Annotated in this window: 18 protein-coding genes; 15 read left to right on the forward strand and 3 right to left on the reverse strand. The window is 38.8% G+C overall.

All coding sequences use genetic code 11. The features are described 5' to 3' along the window. Positions 1-132 precede the first annotated feature (132 nt). Complete coding sequence (locus EO121_RS01610; RefSeq protein WP_127165550.1) at positions 133-1,461, reverse strand: threonine/serine exporter ThrE family protein; 1,329 nt, start codon at positions 1,459-1,461, stop codon at positions 133-135. 1 nt (position 1,462) lies between these two features. Next, positions 1,463-1,729, reverse strand: coding sequence for a DUF896 domain-containing protein (locus EO121_RS01615; protein ID WP_240629372.1), 267 nt, complete (start codon positions 1,727-1,729; stop codon positions 1,463-1,465). A gap of 152 nt (positions 1,730-1,881) precedes the next feature. Here EO121_RS01615 and nth point away from each other — a divergent pair, with 152 nt between their 5' ends. The 15 genes from nth to EO121_RS01690 all read left to right on the forward strand — a co-directional run bounded on the left by nth (position 1,882) and on the right by EO121_RS01690 (position 14,678). Then, positions 1,882-2,517 carry an endonuclease III gene (gene nth, locus EO121_RS01620; protein ID WP_127165552.1) on the forward strand — a complete coding sequence of 212 codons (636 nt, stop codon included), beginning with the start codon at positions 1,882-1,884 and terminating at the stop codon, positions 2,515-2,517. Between the two features lies 1 nt (position 2,518). Further along, positions 2,519-4,030 carry a hypothetical protein gene (locus EO121_RS01625; RefSeq protein ID WP_127165554.1) on the forward strand — a complete coding sequence of 504 codons (1,512 nt, stop codon included), beginning with the start codon at positions 2,519-2,521 and terminating at the stop codon, positions 4,028-4,030. Positions 4,031-4,032: 2 nt separating this feature from the next. Then, on the forward strand, positions 4,033-4,323 hold the full coding sequence (locus EO121_RS01630) for a YdbC family protein (RefSeq protein ID WP_009354108.1): 291 nt from the start codon (positions 4,033-4,035) through the stop codon (positions 4,321-4,323). 86 nt (positions 4,324-4,409) lie between these two features. Next, positions 4,410-4,607, forward strand: coding sequence for a 50S ribosomal protein L31 (gene rpmE, locus EO121_RS01635; protein ID WP_009354094.1), 198 nt, complete (start codon positions 4,410-4,412; stop codon positions 4,605-4,607). 72 nt (positions 4,608-4,679) lie between these two features. Then, positions 4,680-5,570 (forward strand): DUF1385 domain-containing protein, encoded by an 891-nt coding sequence (locus EO121_RS01640; protein WP_062402528.1) that lies wholly within the window; start codon positions 4,680-4,682, stop codon positions 5,568-5,570. A gap of 12 nt (positions 5,571-5,582) precedes the next feature. Then, complete coding sequence (prfA, locus tag EO121_RS01645; RefSeq protein WP_062402531.1) at positions 5,583-6,665, forward strand: peptide chain release factor 1; 1,083 nt, start codon at positions 5,583-5,585, stop codon at positions 6,663-6,665. After that, positions 6,658-7,608, forward strand: coding sequence for a peptide chain release factor N(5)-glutamine methyltransferase (gene prmC, locus EO121_RS01650; RefSeq protein WP_127165556.1), 951 nt, complete (start codon positions 6,658-6,660; stop codon positions 7,606-7,608). Before prfA ends, prmC begins: the two co-directional genes overlap by 8 nt. Before the next feature lie 33 nt (positions 7,609-7,641). Further along, the gene (locus EO121_RS01655; RefSeq protein WP_127165558.1) at positions 7,642-8,736 is read left to right on the forward strand and encodes an L-threonylcarbamoyladenylate synthase; all 1,095 of its coding nucleotides are present in this window, start codon (positions 7,642-7,644) and stop codon (positions 8,734-8,736) included. 162 nt (positions 8,737-8,898) lie between these two features. Next, the gene (locus EO121_RS01660) at positions 8,899-9,342 is read left to right on the forward strand and encodes a low molecular weight protein arginine phosphatase (RefSeq protein ID WP_127165560.1); all 444 of its coding nucleotides are present in this window, start codon (positions 8,899-8,901) and stop codon (positions 9,340-9,342) included. A gap of 38 nt (positions 9,343-9,380) precedes the next feature. After that, entirely contained in the window at positions 9,381-9,818 is a 438-nt protein-coding gene (gene rpiB, locus EO121_RS01665; RefSeq protein WP_009354095.1) for a ribose 5-phosphate isomerase B, read from the forward strand. 166 nt (positions 9,819-9,984) lie between these two features. Continuing rightward, complete coding sequence (gene surE, locus EO121_RS01670; protein ID WP_127165562.1) at positions 9,985-10,746, forward strand: 5'/3'-nucleotidase SurE; 762 nt, start codon at positions 9,985-9,987, stop codon at positions 10,744-10,746. Positions 10,747-11,012: 266 nt separating this feature from the next. After that, on the forward strand, positions 11,013-11,579 hold the full coding sequence (locus EO121_RS01675; protein WP_127165564.1) for a biotin transporter BioY: 567 nt from the start codon (positions 11,013-11,015) through the stop codon (positions 11,577-11,579). A gap of 108 nt (positions 11,580-11,687) precedes the next feature. Next, entirely contained in the window at positions 11,688-12,392 is a 705-nt protein-coding gene (gene bioD / locus EO121_RS01680) for a dethiobiotin synthase (RefSeq protein ID WP_127165566.1), read from the forward strand. 33 nt (positions 12,393-12,425) lie between these two features. Further along, positions 12,426-13,772 (forward strand): adenosylmethionine--8-amino-7-oxononanoate transaminase, encoded by a 1,347-nt coding sequence (gene bioA / locus EO121_RS01685; RefSeq protein ID WP_127165567.1) that lies wholly within the window; start codon positions 12,426-12,428, stop codon positions 13,770-13,772. Positions 13,773-13,850: 78 nt separating this feature from the next. After that, complete coding sequence (locus EO121_RS01690) at positions 13,851-14,678, forward strand: Rpn family recombination-promoting nuclease/putative transposase (RefSeq protein ID WP_127165569.1); 828 nt, start codon at positions 13,851-13,853, stop codon at positions 14,676-14,678. A 163-nt stretch (positions 14,679-14,841) separates the two neighbouring features. On the opposite strand, the gene EO121_RS01695 is transcribed toward EO121_RS01690, so the two are convergent. After that, positions 14,842-16,578 carry an NFACT family protein gene (locus tag EO121_RS01695; RefSeq protein WP_127165571.1) on the reverse strand — a complete coding sequence of 579 codons (1,737 nt, stop codon included), beginning with the start codon at positions 16,576-16,578 and terminating at the stop codon, positions 14,842-14,844. Between the last annotated feature and the right edge of the window lie 58 nt (positions 16,579-16,636).

Here is a 16,636-nt window from a genome sequence, read left to right on the forward strand (position 1 = left end):
ACTTCTAGCATATTAATGCATCTACATTAGGTAACAACATATATTCTTAAACATAGTATGCACGTTATTAATTATAGGTTATAGAAAAAGCATGTATCATAATGACAATACGTCAAAAGATACATGCTTTTCTTATGTATACCGTTTATCTAATAAACTTTCTAATTTTTTTTCTTTTCGAGCGTCTAATACTTTTCCTGCCAAAATAGATGGTATTGCTACGCCTACACCAATGGAGATGATAATAAGGATAGCCGTAACACCACTTTGAATTGCTTCTACGAGTGTAGTAGAAGTCAATGAGTTAATGTGTAACATGGCGTATAAAAATCTATAAATGAATACACCAGGTACGAGAGGTATTGCTGAAGGTATAGCTAAGACAAGAGAAGATGTTTTAGCATATCGAGCAGCTTTCAAACAGAATAAACTCACCATAGCAGCTGCGATGAAAGTAGCACCGAATACAGAAAAACCTAGATGTAATATAAGTGTATTTTTTACTAAGATTGCGATGAGACCACCAATGCCTATCAATGGTAATAGTCGTTTTGGTGTATAAAACATAACAGCATAGCCCGCAGCGCCCACAACAGCAGCTCCTAATAAAACGGGTGAAATACTGTCTGGTACAATGCTTAAATGGGTGAAATCATAGGAATGATTAAAATATTGAGCCATACTAATGCCAACGGTCATACTTCCTACGATGAGTAGGGTATGTACAGCCCTAGAGATACCTGCCAAAATATGATTATTTAACAAGTCGTCCACTGTATTGATGAGAGGTATTCCGGGCACCATGAACAATGTACAAGCAATCATGGCATAGATGACATCAGCAGAGTCAAAAACACATCCGGATAGAAATGCTAACCCAGAGGATACTGCGGCAGCAGAGGCAATACTGATATAGCCATTAATTTGGAAACGTTTCAAAATTAATAGGACAATAAAGCCAAGGAGAGCGCAAAATGTTGTAATCCATGCAGAGATGATGGTGCCACCAAATAAAATAGGGAAGGCACCACATGCAAAGCCTGCAAGCACAGCAGAGGTTGCATTGGAATAGGGTGGATCTTTTTTGGCAATTTCTTCTAACTTTTGGGAAAACTCATCTAATGTATATACTTTTAGTAAAGCAGTCCAAGTTAATACGCTGATAGCTGAAATAACTTCCATATTGGCACCCATATATTGTACCTTACGGAAGGATGTAATACATTCACTTTCACCATGAATATTGATGAGAATATTAGAGTAGGCAATATGAATATGTAAATAGTCTTTAGGGATGCCCATATAAGCTGCAGCACGACGCATATCACGAACAATTTGGTTCGCATTAGCACCATTTTCAGATAGCAAACAGCCCATACGTAATAAGATAGTTACCTTCTTGCGAATTTCTACAAAAGGTTCTTCTAAAATCTGTAGGTCTTGCTTTGTATACTGGGCCATCTTAATGAGACTTCCGTAAATATTTTGTGTCTAAATCTACATCTACTTCCACAGTATCTGCTTCAGGTTCCGCATCCACAAACTCAATAGATTCCAGATGTTGTACTACTTGCGCACGGATAAAACCTAAATACACTTCATATAAATCTTTCTTTTCTGCTAATTCTTCTTCTGTTAAAGTTTGACCAGATTTTTTTTTCGCTGCCAATGCATTAATGCGAGTTAAGGCTTCTTCCATGGTCATATCTTTTTTTTCTTGTTCTGTCATAGATAATCTCCTTATTTGTTAACGCACACCCTTTGTGGTATGATACACTATATATTAGTGTTAGATGAAAGTATCTAACTGATGATATTCATTGTAGATTTATATTATAACACAATTTATATAGTTTTTTCATCTTAGAGGAGAAGGCTCCGATGCGAATCACAAAAGCTATCAAGGCAGAGCAAATACGAATATTGGGAGAAGTCTACCATGATGCAAAACCGGCACTAGAATTTACTACGCCTTTTGAATTACTAGTAGCAGTTGCATTATCTGCACAATGTACTGACGAACGAGTCAACATTGTAACAAAACGACTCTTTCCGAAATATAGCAATCCTAAAGACATGTATGAATTAGGTATACCTGGATTAGAGGCGCTCATTAAAGATTGCGGGTTATATCGTTCAAAAGCAAAACATATTCATGAAACATGCAAAATTTTAGTGGAACAATACAATAGTGAAGTGCCCCGAGATTTTGATACCTTAGTCACATTGCCAGGGGTTGGTCGTAAAACAGCCAATGTATTAGTATCCATATTATTTGATACGCCAGCCATTGCGGTAGATACTCATGTGTTCCGAGTGTCCAATCGGTTAGGTATTGCCAAGGGTAAAACACCAGACGAAGTAGAAAAGAAACTGAAAAAAGCAATTCCTATGGAACACTGGAGTGCCGCACATCATTGGATGATCTGGCATGGTCGAAAGATTTGCAAAGCACGAAAACCATTATGTGACGAATGTCCTTTATATAATGTATGCCAATCGGCAGGGAAGGTATAGTATGACAGAACAAATGAGACGTCTCATTGAGACTTTTACAAAGGTGGGAGTAACAGGCCCAGCCATTGTACAGGAAATAGCAAGATTCCGTGTATTAGACCAAATCATCACCCAAAGCGGTGAAGTTCGTGAGTGGGGGATTACGCCGAAAGAATTATTTGAGCTTGCTCAAACATCCACAGTAGATATGTTTGGACCCTTGCCATATGATGAAGCAGGGTTTAAGGAAATTTACGGCATTTCCTTTAGCGTAGAATTAATGGATTTCATCAGTGCTACTGGCTATTATGAAGGTGTGTCCGCAGGTCGTCAATGGGCTGTACCGATGCAAGAAGTGATTGACTTTCATAAGAATACAGAAGGTATAATCCTCTTTGCTTATTTTGAGGAATATGCAGCCATTGCAGAAGAGATTATGCAAACCCTTCCCACAGATCGCTTATTATTCTATACGCCATCTGAAAGTTGCTATGATCTATTCCGTAGCCTATATCCATTAGCACCAGTGATCAATGAATGGCCAGAAGATGTCATCTTTGACCACATTGTAGCAGCTACCTCTGGTATGTTCACAGCTCCAGTAACGACGATGGAAGAAATGGCGGCTCGTGTGAATAATGTAAGCGAGAAAGGTACTGTACGTTACTTCATTCCAGTGTCTGCTGTACAAGATCAATTGAATATGAATCGAGTAGCCTTACAGTTCATGATTCTACAAAACCATTTAGAAGTCGTTCGAGAATGGGCTCCTCTACAAACGTATGAGTTCCGTTATGGATTAGGACCTGTGAAAAAAGTAGATTTGTCCATTTGTGAAATCGTTGAAGATGGATATAAGCAAACCAACTTCATTCCATTGCCTCACGAAGTTTTGGCATCTATGGAAACATTTAGTTTGGCTCACTATGGACTTTCACTATATGGTGTACAAGTAAGTATGAATCCAAAACATCCAACTATGGGTGAAGATGGTTATATGCATGGAGACTATCGCATTCCAACGTACATGCAACGCATGTTTGAAGCCTTAGAAGGATATTATTTACAAGTATCTATGAAAGGCATCGATGTGTCTGTTACATTGGAACAAAAGGGTGGTATTCCCTTGGGAGCATCTCCAGAGGATGAAGTCGTACAAAAAGCGATGGAACAATCTGTTTTACAAGATGATACAGTAGAATATCGTTGGTATTTTAACCATCCAAGTGCACCATTCTTATGGTATACGTATTTCAATAGTGAAGAAGGAAAACAAGTAGTACGTACCTTAGCGTCCATGGTAACTACCACACCAGCCTTATTACAATTAATGGGTAGTTGCCGTCGTCAAGTGGTGAAAGAAGAGGCATTGACTGCATTTACTGCGAGCTTTACCACTTCATTACAACAATATGAAACAGAAAAAGCACAAGCTGAAACAAACTGGGCCAATGCTTTGGCAGGGTTGGCTAAAGATATTGTGCCGGAACCAACTGTCTTATCAGATGAAACAAAAGAACAAGTGGAGGGCTAATCATGGCTGTGGTTAATTATTCAATTTATAAAGTACTAGGTACACTTTCAGAAAATAAAGATGGCATGAAAAAGCAATTAACATGCACAAGCTGGGGACGTTATAATCCTAAATTCGATATCCGTGCTTGGGATGAAGACTACTCACAAATGACAAAAGGTGTAACCTTAACATTAGAAGAAATTTTAGAACTAAAAGAAATCTTAAACTCTGTAGATTTAGAAGAAGCTTTAGAAGAAGCAAAACAAGAACGAGCAGAGGCTAAAAAATTAGAAGCAGAAAAATCTGAATAAGTCATAGTCCCTAGTATTGCATAGAGTATAGCATTCGTGATATAATCTATAGGAAAAGTTTAGACGTTGAAAAGAGGTGTATATACATGAAAGAAGGAATTCATCCTAATTATGCGGAAGCAACTGTAACTTGCGGTTGTGGAAACACATTCAAAACTGGTTCTGTTAAAGGTGATCTTCGCGTGGACGTTTGCTCCAACTGCCATCCATTCTTCACAGGCCAACAACGTGCGGCTAAAGCTCGCGGTCGTATCGAACAATTTAACAAACGTTACGGCAAATAATTACGTAAATAACCTATACAAATTAATTGGCAGAGCTAAGGCTCTGCCTATATTTGTTTTACAGGAGACCCTATGACTCAGGAACGAGTAAAAAAATATGTAGGTGGACAAGCTGTCATTGAAGGGGTTATGATGCGTGGTCCTAAGATTATGGCCACAGCTTGTCGAAAACCAGATGGAACCATCACGGTTAAAGAAGAACCTACGAAATCTATCCAAGACAAGTATCCCGTATTAAAGTTGCCATTTCTGCGTGGAGTAGTAGCTTTATTTGAATCCTTAGTGATTGGTATGAAAGCCTTATCCTTTTCGGCACAGGCCTCTGGAGAAGAAGAGGAAGAGGTATCCAACAAAGAAATTGCCATCACTATGGCTGTATCTGTACTCATTGCAGCAGCATTATTTATCGCCTTACCGACATGGTTGGCAAAATTTATGCCAGGTGCAGGCACAGATCATATGATATTGAATTTATATGAAGGAATTATTCGTTTAATCCTTTTTTTATTATATATTTTTGCTATTGGACTCACTCCAGATATTAAGCGTGTCTTTCAGTATCATGGAGCAGAGCATAAAACGATACACACCTATGAAAATGATATGGAATTAACCGTGGAAAATGTGCGAAATCATTCTAGATTACATGCACGGTGCGGTACTAATTTCTTATTATTCGTCATGGTAGTGAGTATTATTGTATTCGCATTTCTAGGTTGGCCTAATTTAGTGGAACGTATAGTATCTAGATTAGCCTTGATGCCAGTGGTGGCTGGAATTTCCTATGAATTGATTCGCCTAGCTGGACGGACACAGCATCCACTCATGAAAGCCATCATTGCTCCTGGTTTGGCCCTACAATATATGACTACGAGAGAGCCAGAGGATGACCAAATTGAAGTGGCTATTCGTGCCTTACAATCTGTGCGACCTAGTGAAGAAGATGCTTACGAAGAAGATTAGAAAGGAGTCACCGTGTTAGTAGATAAACTGCAAGTGATTGAAGATAAATTTTTAGACTTGGAACAGCGCATTTCTGACCCAGATGTGATTGCTCGCCAAGAAGAATGGCGTAAACTGACTCGCCAACATGCGTCATTAACGGATACAGTGAACACATTCCGTCAATATAAACAAGTCTTAGCCGGCATTGAAGAAGCGTTAGAAGTATTAGGTGATAAAAGCCTAGATGAAGACTTCCGTGCTATGGCACAAGAAGAATTGAACGAATTAAAAGTTCGTCGAGATGAATTAGAGGCAGAATTACATATTTTGCTATTACCAAAAGATCCGAACGATGATAAAAATATTATCGTCGAAATTCGTGGTGGTGCCGGTGGTGATGAAGCAGCTTTGTTCGCAGGAGATTTATTCCGCATGTTTACAAAGTACGCAGAAACACAAGGCTGGAGATGTACCATCATCGATGCGAACGAGCCTGAATTAGGAGGCTTCAAAGAGGTCGTATTCTCTATCGAAGGCGACAGTGTATATTCTAAGTTAAAATTTGAAAGTGGCGTACACCGTGTGCAACGTGTGCCAGATACAGAATCTTCTGGACGTATTCATACGTCTACTGTAACTGTTGCGGTATTGCCAGAAGCAGAAGACATCGATATCGAAATCAATGAAAAAGATTTAGAGATCGATACGTACCGTGCATCTGGTGCAGGTGGACAGCACATTAATAAAACGGAGTCTGCCGTTCGTATTACACACAAACCATCTGGTATTGTGGTAGCTTGTCAGGATGAGCGTTCTCAGCTCAAAAACCGTGAAAAAGCAATGCGCGTATTGCGTGCTAAATTACAAGATAAAGCAGAGCAAGAAGCGACGTCCGCTATGGCAGCAGACCGTAAAAGCCAAGTGGGTACAGGGGATCGCTCCGAGCGTATTCGTACGTACAACTATCCACAAGGGCGTGTGACAGATCATCGTATTAACTTAACTTTATACAAATTAAATGCTGTATTAAATGGGGATATGGATGAATTAATCCAAGCTTTAATCACAGCAGAACAAGCCGCTAAAATGCAAGAGGCAAATCAACATGGATAATGAGTTATGGACTATTAGTCGTATGCTCCAATGGACAGAGCAGTATTTTCGCTCCAAAGGCATAGAATCAAGCCGCTTGGATGGGGAAGTACTGCTTTCTTATAGCTTGGGCTGTGACCGCATGTATTTATATGTCAACTTTGACCGACCTTTGGACAAAGCTGAATTAGATGCTTACCGACCTTTAGTGGTACAACGTGCGAAGGGATATAGCGTAGCCGCTATTACAGGGCATAAAGAATTTATGGGGTTAGACTTTCATGTGAACGAGCATGTATTGATTCCCCGCCCAGATACGGAAACATTAATTGAGGATATACTAGCTCTTTATGATGTGGATGCATCGCCACGCATTTTAGACTTATGTACAGGTCCCGGTACCATTTTATTAAGTCTATTGCATTATTTGCCCAATGCCACTGGTGTAGGTGTAGATATTTCCAATAAGGCCTTAGCAGTGGCTGAGGAGAATCGCATATCCTTAGAATTAGCCGATGTTTCAAGGTTCTGTGAAAGTGATATAAAGCAACTATTAGAACAGGTGAAAGTAGGCAAAGGTACTGAATATAGTGCGGTATTGGATGCTTGTAAGTCTCTATTTGGTGAGCAACAAACATCCTTAGACGGTTTATTTGATATAATTGTGTCAAATCCACCATATATTACCACCGCAGAGATGAACACATTATCTCAAGAAGTATTACATGAACCTCATATTGCCCTTCATGGAGGAACTACAGGATTAGAGTTTTATATTCCTATTATTCGTGAAGGTTGGCGTCTTGTAAAAGACGGTGGATACCTTGCCATCGAAATTGGACAAGGCCAAGAAGAGGCTGTATCAAAGCTAGCCGCAGAAACAGGATGCTATGGAGAACCAGTGTATCAACACGATATAGCTGGTATTATTCGTGAAGTGCGTTGGAAGATACAACGCAAATAGTGATATAATAGTGCATAGGAAAGGAGGTACGATATGGAAGCATTAAATCATATTGAGACACAGTTATTAACTGCAAATGATGTGGAGTTAGCGGGCACATTGCTTCGTGTAGGCGATTTAGTAGCTATACCTACGGAGACGGTCTACGGCTTAGGAGCTAATGGACTGGCAGCAGATGCGATGGATCGTATTTATGCTGCAAAAGGGCGACCTTCTGATAATCCTTTAATATTACATGTATGTGACCAGTCTATGGTACACCGTTTAGTGAAACATATCTCTCCTTTAGAACAAAGATTAATGGATACCTTTTGGCCAGGTCCATTGACGATTACCTTTGAAAAGTCTGCGCTAGTGCCAGAGCGTGCGACCGGTGGACTTTCACGGGTGGCATTACGATGCCCAGACCATGAGGTGTGTCGTGAGATGATACGCATTGCTGGTGTGCCTATTGCAGCGCCTAGTGCCAATCGTTCAGGTCGACCAAGTCCGACTACGGCAGAAGCAGTCTTACACGATATGAAAGGACGTATTCATGCAATAGTGGATGCAGGTCCCTGTGAAATTGGAGTGGAATCTACAGTAGTACAAGTAGAAGATAATACTGTCATTATCTTGCGTCCCGGTGGTGTCACAAAAGAGATGCTAGAAATAGTAACTGACCATGTGGTATATGACACGGCTTTGCATGATCCTACAGAGGCACCCAAAGCGCCAGGTATGAAATATCGCCATTATGCACCAGACATGCCGGTACAAGTACTAGTGGGACAGTCATTAACAGTAGCGGAACACATGAAAGACATCATAGATAAGATGGTTCAGCAAGAAGCTATTTTACAAGAAGATTGCAAGGAAACGCTGAGAATTGGGTTATTACTTTCAGAGGAAACTTTGGAAAATTTAAATGCAGTACTTCCTAATTTTACACTTTCAGTAGATATCATTGTATATGGTGAACAAGCAGAGCCTATGGCATTGGCCAACCGTTTATATGATAGTTTATTGCAGTTCAACGACATGGGTGTGGATTTATTACTTGTGGAAGGCTGTGCACCGGTAGGACTTGGCGTGGCCGTTATGAATCGCTTAGAGAAGGCCAGTGGTGGTCATGTACAATATATCTAAGGATGTTTGAAAGGCTTGATGGGATGAGTGCAGTAGTTGTGAATATTGGTGTATTGGTGTATTGATATATATCAGATATGGTTTCTATTAATTGTTTTGTAAAAGTGTTGGATAGACTATATTAAATAGTGTAAACAGCTTTAAAGTATAGTAGAGGTACTTATGAATTTATTATTTGTTTGCACAGGAAATACCTGTCGTAGTCCTATGGGAGAAGGAATTGCCCGTGCTGTAGGGCGTGAGCTTGGTATAGAGGTATTGACCTTATCCACAGGATTATTTTGCGTTCCTGGAGCTAAGGTGAGCGACGAAGCTGTGGAGGCAGTTCGTGAATTAGTAGGGGAAGATATTAGCGAACACAGCTCTCGCCCATTAAAAGTAGATTTTGTGAAAGCCGCAGATTATGTATTGGCAATGACAGAAGATCATAAAAAAATATTACTTCGCCAATTTCCTTTCGATAGTAAAAAAATTATGACCCTAGCTGAATTTGGTGGCGAAGTTGGGGATGTGGAAGACCCATTTGGACAATCTCAAGAAATATATACTAAAACAGCGGAACAGATTGTACGGCATATACGAAAAGGGATTGAATTACATAAGTAATTAAAAGGTGAACAACGTTTTAAATAAAGGAGGACAAAATGAAAGTAGCAGTTGGTTGTGATCATGGTGGATTTCATTTAAAAGAAGCTATTAAAGGCTTACTAGAGAAACAAGGCATTGAGTACAAAGATTTTGGTACCTACTCCACAGATTCCATGGATTATCCAGATGTGGCAAAACCATTGGCAGAAGCAGTAGCAGCTGGTGAATTTGACCGTGGTATTTTGACATGTGGTACAGGTATCGGTATCGGTATTGCTGCGAACAAGGTAAAAGGGGTTCGTGCTGCATTATGCCATGATACGTTCTCTGCTCATGCTAGTCGCGAACATAACAATGCTAATGTACTAACTATGGGTGAACGTGTTATCGGTCAAGGTTTGGCATTAGAAATCGTGGATATTTGGTTGCATACTGAGTTTGAAGGCGGTCGCCATGCAAAACGTGTGGATAAAATATCAGCTATTGAAGAATAATAGAATAACATCGAACAAAGTAACGGCTAGTCCTAAAAATGAACTAGCCGTTTTTATGTTCGATATAATTTTAAAATAAATATATTCGGAATCTTACAAATATAGAAATATTAGTCAATTTACTATACAATAGTATATGTAATATTACTATTAGATAGGAGACACTATGCATATTTTATTAACAAATGACGATGGCTTATGGGCCCCAGGTATACAAGGATTAGCACAGGAATTAGCAAAGCACCATCGAGTAACAATGGTGGCACCTAAGGTGGAGCAAAGTGCAAAATCTAGTGCGTTAACGGTACAAGTGCCGATTCGAGCAAAAGAGATGAGTGAAGAGGGTGACAACCCAAGAATGCTCTTTGTAGAGGGTACACCAGTAGACTGCGTAAAGTTTTCTTTATCTTATTTATTAAAAAATGATCGTCCTGACTTAGTTGTATCTGGTATCAACCATGGATTTAATTTGGGATCTGATGCAGTGTATTCAGGGACTGTAGGTGCCGCACTAGAGGGATTGATGTACGGTATTCCATCCTTGGCTTTATCTCTTGAGAAATATACCGTGAAACGTATGGAGGAAATATTGCCTTTTATTACTGACTTTATCAGAGTTATATACGAAAAAGGAAAATATGAAGGGTTGTTAAATGTCAATTTCCTAAAAGAAGGCCCTGTTGACTGGGAGCAAGTGAAAGTATTCCATCAAGGCTTTCAAGAGTATACGAATGTCATTGATGTGCGCCAAGATGCTAAGGGTAGAGAGTACTATTGGATTGTAGGGGACCAAGGATTCCATAAGGAAGATAAACCAACCGATGTGGGACATATCAAAGAAGGATATATATCTGTGGTCCCTTTGACGTGGAAACAAGAAGATACGGCTCAAATTCCTGTGGTGGAACAGTTAATTGCAAATAAATAGCGTGCAGTCATTAAAGCTTTACAACCCCGTGGAGGGAGTATTAACTTTTGGATATATTTATTTATAGTATAGTTATAAATATTTGATGTATCTAATAATATACAAACGATCTATCTATCATGATATATGATACGATAGGTCGTTTCTTTTTATTGTAAACTCCTAGTAATTATATTGGAGTTGACAATAAAAGGCAATAGTGTTTTAATACTACTTGAAAGACATTTTTTATCATCTTATGTTGTGGCTCAAGGGAGGGTCCTATCATGAAAGAAGAAACAAATGTAACAGGAGCGATGAGTGCAAGACAAATTACGATGACCGCATTATTTGTGGCTTTGGTAGCAGTAGGGGCATTTATTAAGATTCCTATTCCTAATTTACCATTTACCTTACAATTGCTCTTTACCACATTAGCTGGTTTAATCTTGGGAAGTCGATTAGGTGGTATGAGTGTGGCGATGTACATCATTCTTGGTCTTGTAGGGGTGCCGGTATTTACTGAAGGTGGTGGGTTTATGTACATCTTCAAACCTACCTTTGGCTATCTATTAGGCTTTGCTATTGGTGCTTTTATGGCGGGTCGTATGATAGAAAAAGCAACAGTTGTGACTTTCAAAACATTGTTAACCGCTTCTTTTGTGAATTTAGCTATAGTGTATGCCTTAGGCATGGTCTACTTATATGAAATTATGGATCTATACTTAGCAAAACCAATTGGACTAGATGTATTATTTATCTACTGTTTTGCATTGCCAGTGATTCCAGATATTTTCCTTTGTATCTTGGCCGCAGTGATTGCAAAACGATTACTTCCGATTTTAAAACGATAGTATACATAACAGATGTGACATAAGGTGCATATATACGTTGGTATGCACCTTATGTTGATATTTGTAAAAGTCACATAGGTGATGAATAATGTAGGAAAGGATAAAATCATGACAACAAATCAAAGCCCAAAAGGCCTTTATATATTAGGTACAGGAACAGATGTAGGTAAAACATATATCACTGCTTTATGGCTCAAAAAACTTCGTGAAGCAGGCCATGATGTAGCCTATTACAAAGCAGCTGTCAGCGGTGCTCCTAGCATTTCTGAAAGCGATGCAGGCTATGTAAAACAAGTGGCAGGACTTTCACAGGAGGATGAAAGTTTACTATCTTATGTATTTGATGAGGCCGTATCTCCCCATTTAGCGGCTCGTCATGAAGGAAAAGTTATCGATAGAACCATAGTGAACCAAAATTTCTGTAACGTCGCTAGATCACATACCTATACAACCGTAGAAGGTAGTGGTGGTATTATTTGTCCTCTACATGTAACAGATACAGAATTATATATGCTAGAGGATGTAGTAAAAGATTTAGGCTTGCCAACCATTGTGGTAGCTACAGCAGCACTTGGTACGATTAACAGCACAGTGTTGACAATCCATTATTTGCAATCCAAAGGTATTACTGTAAACGGTATCATTGTGAATCAATACACAGGAAACCCAATGGAAGAAGATAACTGTGTGATGATGGAACGATTGACGGGAATTCCTGTCTTAGATCGAATAAGACCAGGTGAAACATCCTTGCATATGGATGTGGACACTATGTTAAATTGTTACGAGAGTGTTGTTAATCCCCATGCGTAATTAGATAATTATAAGAGAGGTATAGGTATACACATGAAAGATTGGGCAAAAAAGGATTTAGAGTTAATTTGGCATCCATGTTCTCAAATGAAAGATTATGAAACATTGCCACCCATTGTAATTGACCATGCGAAAGGTTGCTATTTATATGATGTAGATGGAAAAGAATACATAGATATCATTAGTTCTTGGTGGTGTAATTTACTAGGACATTGTCACCCAAAGATCAATGAGGCAATTAAAAACCAATTAGATACATTGGAACATGTTATCTTCGCTAACTTTAGCCATCGACCTGCCATCACATTGGCGGAACGATTGAAAGAAGTGGTGCCAGAAGGATTAACACGCTTTCATTTTAGTGATAATGGGTCTGGCGCTGTAGAATGTGCCTTGAAAATGGCGTTCCAATACCACTATCAAACAGGTCATCCAGAACGTCAAAAATTTTTATGCCTTAGTGAGAGCTACCATGGTGAAACCATTGGTGCTTTATCGGTAGGCAGTATGGATTTGTTTGCAGAAATTTATAAACCTATGCTGATGGATCAAACTATCCACACACAAGGTCCGGATTGTTATCGTTGCACCTATGGAAAAACTCGTGAAACTTGTTCCTGTGAATGTTTTGAGCATATGGAAAAAGATTTTGCAGAGCATGGCTCCACATTGGCTGCTGTTATTGTAGAGCCTTTGATTCAAGGTTGCGCAGGAATGAAAATGTATCCACCAGAATATTTGCGCAAGTTGCGTGAACTCTGCGACCGTTATGGAGTCCTATTAATTGCTGATGAAATTGCTACAGGATTTGGTCGTACAGGCAAGTTATTCGCTTTTGACCATGCTGGAGTATCTCCAGATATCATGACCGTTTCCAAAGCGTTGACTGGTGGCTATATGCCGATGTCTATTACAGTAGTAGCTGAAAAGATTTACCAAGCTTTCTACGATGACTATCATACGATGAAAGCATTCATGCATAGTCATACCTATAGTGGCAATCCATTGGGATGTGCTGCTGCATTGGCAGTGCTCGATACATTGCGGGATGAACATATTTTAGAACAAGCAGAGGAAATGGGGAACTATTTACATGATGCCTTAGTGAAAGCTTTGGGGAATCATCCGAATGTAGGCGAAATCCGTCGCATGGGACTGATCAATGCCATCGAACTTGTTACAAATAAAGAAACAAAAGAAGGATTTGATGGTTCTTTACGCATGGGCTATCAAATCTACAAAAAAGCATTGGATAGAGGTTTATTGTTACGTCCATTAGGCAATGTTATCTATTTTAATCCGCCGTTAACTATTGATAAAGAGACTATTGATATCGCTATCGAACGAACAGTGAAAGCCATGGCGGATGTATTAAGTTAGTATTCAAAAATCAAAATATAACTCGTTAATCTATCATCTTTGTGCTATAATTTAGGTAGAAAAAGGAGTGTGAATCCTATGTCTATCAAACCTTATGAAGAACTTACGATACAAGATAATTTTATCTTTCAGAAAGTTATGCGTAATAAACGCATTTGCAAGCAAACGCTAGAAAGACTTTTAGATATTGATATTAAGGATATTGAATATCTAGAAGAAGAGAAAACTATCGATGTTCGCTTGGATAGCAAGAGTGTGCGACTAGATGTATTTGTCAACGATGATAAAGGAACTATCTTTAACATCGAAATGCAAACTAGCAAAGATATGAAGGAGCTTATTAAAAGAGCTAGATATTATCAAAGTGCAATAGATATTGATAGTTTAGAAAAGGGGCAACACTATTCAGAATTAAATGATGCATACGTTATTTTTATATGTACATTTGAGGTATATACAGATAAGCTTCATAAGTATGACTTCAAAAATGTATGCTTGCAGAATACAGGTAGACACTTGAATGATGGGACTCAAAAGATTTTCTTGAGTACTAAAGGTGAATTGGATGATATATCTAAACCTTTAAAATATTTTTTAGATTATATAGATGGAAAAGAGCCTGAAGATAGTCTGATGTGTGAGATTGATAGTGAAGTTCATACGATAAAACAATGTGATGAATGGAGGCGAGATTATATGACTTTGGCATTTGAAATGGAAAATAAGCTAAAAGAAGGCATCGAAATAGGTAGAGAAGAAGGCAGAGAGGAAGGTAGAGCGGAGGGAAAAGTTGAAACGGTAATTGGCATGTTAAAGGAAAAGTTGTCCATAGAGATGATTGCTCGCATTACAAAATTAACAGTGGAACAAATTACTGAAATTGGCAAAATGAATGCATTGTTATAGAAGTGCTATACATAATGAATTAGAATGATAAAAAGGCTGTAAGCAAACAATTGGAGTGCTTACAGCCTTTATGTGTACTGTGTATATGCTTTCAGTTCATGTACAAATATATAAGACATCTGAATGAATCAAAATATAACATATTGATGTGATACACAGAACATTAATTGTTTTGATTATTTTCCATATACCCCTCAGGTGCTTTCGGTTCTACCACGATGTCATTATGTGTATTGAATATGACATACCCCAACGGTGATCCAGGTGGCTTTTTAATGTGTTTTACTAGTGTGTAGTCCACGGTTACTTTAGAGGTATCTTTTCCTTTACTAAAATACGCAGCGATTTGCGCAGCAGCCTCAATCATTTTAATATCTGGCTCAATGTCAGACCGCAAGATAACGTGAGATCCTTGTATATGCTGTGTATGTAACCATAGGTCATTAGGTTTAGCCCAACGGTTGGTGAGGTATTCGTTTTGTTGGTTATTTTGTCCTACATATACGTCACCATTAGGAATAGTGAAATGCAAGAAATTGTCTTTTTTAATCTTGAAAGGAATTGGCTTTTTCGATTGTCGCAAAATTCCTGCACTTTCACATTCGTTGCGAATTTCTTGAACAGATTGCTTGGTCGTAGCCAACGATAAACTGTATTGAATGGATTCCAAATAAGAAAGGCGCATGGAGCTTTGTTCTAGTTGGTATTGACCATTTTTCGTACGGTTTTTCATCTTCCGATACAGTTTATAATAGGCCTGTGCATTTTCTGTGATGGATAATGGGGGATCTAATGGGATAATAATATCTTCAGCTGAGTCAGATAATACATTTTGCACCGTAACTTCCGACTCATAGTGATGAGGCAAGTAGCTATAAATCATGAGCAAATCCCCATAGGATTTATACATATCAGCTTTGGATGTGTCGTCTAGTTCAGCTTTTATTTTTTCGTGACGACCTTCCTCTTTTTTGATAGCGGCGGAGATAATTTTTTCTAACTCTTTTCCTGCTGTATGAATAGCTCCTAGCTTTGCCACATCCTGTGAAAGGGCCTCAGAAATTGTTGGATACTGGGTAGTATCAACAATGGTGTGGGGAGAACTTTCACAGAGTGGAATAGGCGTTAACAAACGTTTACCAGTAGCCGTGGTGTATTGCAATAATCCTTGTGCCCTAAGAAGTTGGGATTGCAAAATAGTAAGTCCTTCGATGATGCTATTGATGAGCTCCGCTGTCATCGGTGTCGTAGGAGTTAGCCCCATACGATAACATAGATCATCTAATAGGACAGGACCAAAGCCATTGAAGATATGACGAATGGTATTGCCCACTGTGTCTTGTGAAAAAGATTGGAGTAATTGTGTTATCTCCGGACCGGAGAACTGCATAAGATCCACACGAGATGTATTAGGAGGTAGCTCGTAAGGTAATATAGGAGCTACTGACCGAACACGATTCATAAGTGGTGTGACATGAACCAGGGATTCTAAAATGATGCCATCTTGCACAAATATACAGTTGGAATATTTGCCCATTAGTTCTACATAGATTTCATTTACAAGTATGGAACCATCTAACCCTAATTTATCGGCGGTGATGCGGATGATGCGGTCCCCGTGTAGTTGCTCAATATTTGTGATACGAGCTCCTTCAATGTATTTCCGTAAATACATTATAAGAGATGTGGGCTCCTTGGGAGCATCTACAATCTTGTCTGTTACATAGATGGATGGAGCACTGCCTACAGTAATCACTAAGTATGGACTTGTGGTAGGTGTATTGATTTTTAAAAGTATACTTGTTTTATCAATCTGCTGAATACGTTGAATTTGACCATTACCAACTTGGTCGTTCAGTTCTCGTATTAATACAGACAAGGTTAAACCATCTAAATTCATGGGAATCCTTTCGTTATAGGTGTATAGTACGATTATATTTGAAAGTGTAAAATATCCT

The sequence above is a fragment of the Veillonella sp. CHU732 genome, from assembly GCF_003992085.1.
Classification (GTDB): Bacteria; Bacillota; Negativicutes; order Veillonellales; family Veillonellaceae; genus F0422.

Bases quoted from the DNA above. Each gene is read 5' to 3' on its own strand.
- EO121_RS01675 (WP_127165564.1), top strand. From the start codon at position 11,013: ATGAAAGAAGAAACAAATGTAACAGGAGCGATGAGTGCAAGACAAATT.
- rpiB (WP_009354095.1), top strand. From the start codon at position 9,381: ATGAAAGTAGCAGTTGGTTGTGATCATGGTGGATTTCATTTAAAAGAA.
- nth (WP_127165552.1), top strand. From the start codon at position 1,882: ATGCGAATCACAAAAGCTATCAAGGCAGAGCAAATACGAATATTGGGA.
- EO121_RS01630 (WP_009354108.1), top strand. From the start codon at position 4,033: ATGGCTGTGGTTAATTATTCAATTTATAAAGTACTAGGTACACTTTCA.
- EO121_RS01655 (WP_127165558.1), top strand. From the start codon at position 7,642: ATGGAAGCATTAAATCATATTGAGACACAGTTATTAACTGCAAATGAT.
- bioA (WP_127165567.1), top strand. From the start codon at position 12,426: ATGAAAGATTGGGCAAAAAAGGATTTAGAGTTAATTTGGCATCCATGT.
- EO121_RS01690 (WP_127165569.1), top strand. From the start codon at position 13,851: ATGTCTATCAAACCTTATGAAGAACTTACGATACAAGATAATTTTATC.
- EO121_RS01610 (WP_127165550.1), bottom strand. From the start codon at position 1,461: ATGGCCCAGTATACAAAGCAAGACCTACAGATTTTAGAAGAACCTTTT.
- EO121_RS01625 (WP_127165554.1), top strand. From the start codon at position 2,519: ATGACAGAACAAATGAGACGTCTCATTGAGACTTTTACAAAGGTGGGA.
- EO121_RS01695 (WP_127165571.1), bottom strand. From the start codon at position 16,578: ATGAATTTAGATGGTTTAACCTTGTCTGTATTAATACGAGAACTGAAC.
- EO121_RS01640 (WP_062402528.1), top strand. From the start codon at position 4,680: ATGACTCAGGAACGAGTAAAAAAATATGTAGGTGGACAAGCTGTCATT.
- rpmE (WP_009354094.1), top strand. From the start codon at position 4,410: ATGAAAGAAGGAATTCATCCTAATTATGCGGAAGCAACTGTAACTTGC.
- EO121_RS01615 (WP_240629372.1), bottom strand. From the start codon at position 1,729: ATGACAGAACAAGAAAAAAAAGATATGACCATGGAAGAAGCCTTAACT.
- bioD (WP_127165566.1), top strand. From the start codon at position 11,688: ATGACAACAAATCAAAGCCCAAAAGGCCTTTATATATTAGGTACAGGA.
- EO121_RS01660 (WP_127165560.1), top strand. From the start codon at position 8,899: ATGAATTTATTATTTGTTTGCACAGGAAATACCTGTCGTAGTCCTATG.
- prmC (WP_127165556.1), top strand. From the start codon at position 6,658: ATGGATAATGAGTTATGGACTATTAGTCGTATGCTCCAATGGACAGAG.
- surE (WP_127165562.1), top strand. From the start codon at position 9,985: ATGCATATTTTATTAACAAATGACGATGGCTTATGGGCCCCAGGTATA.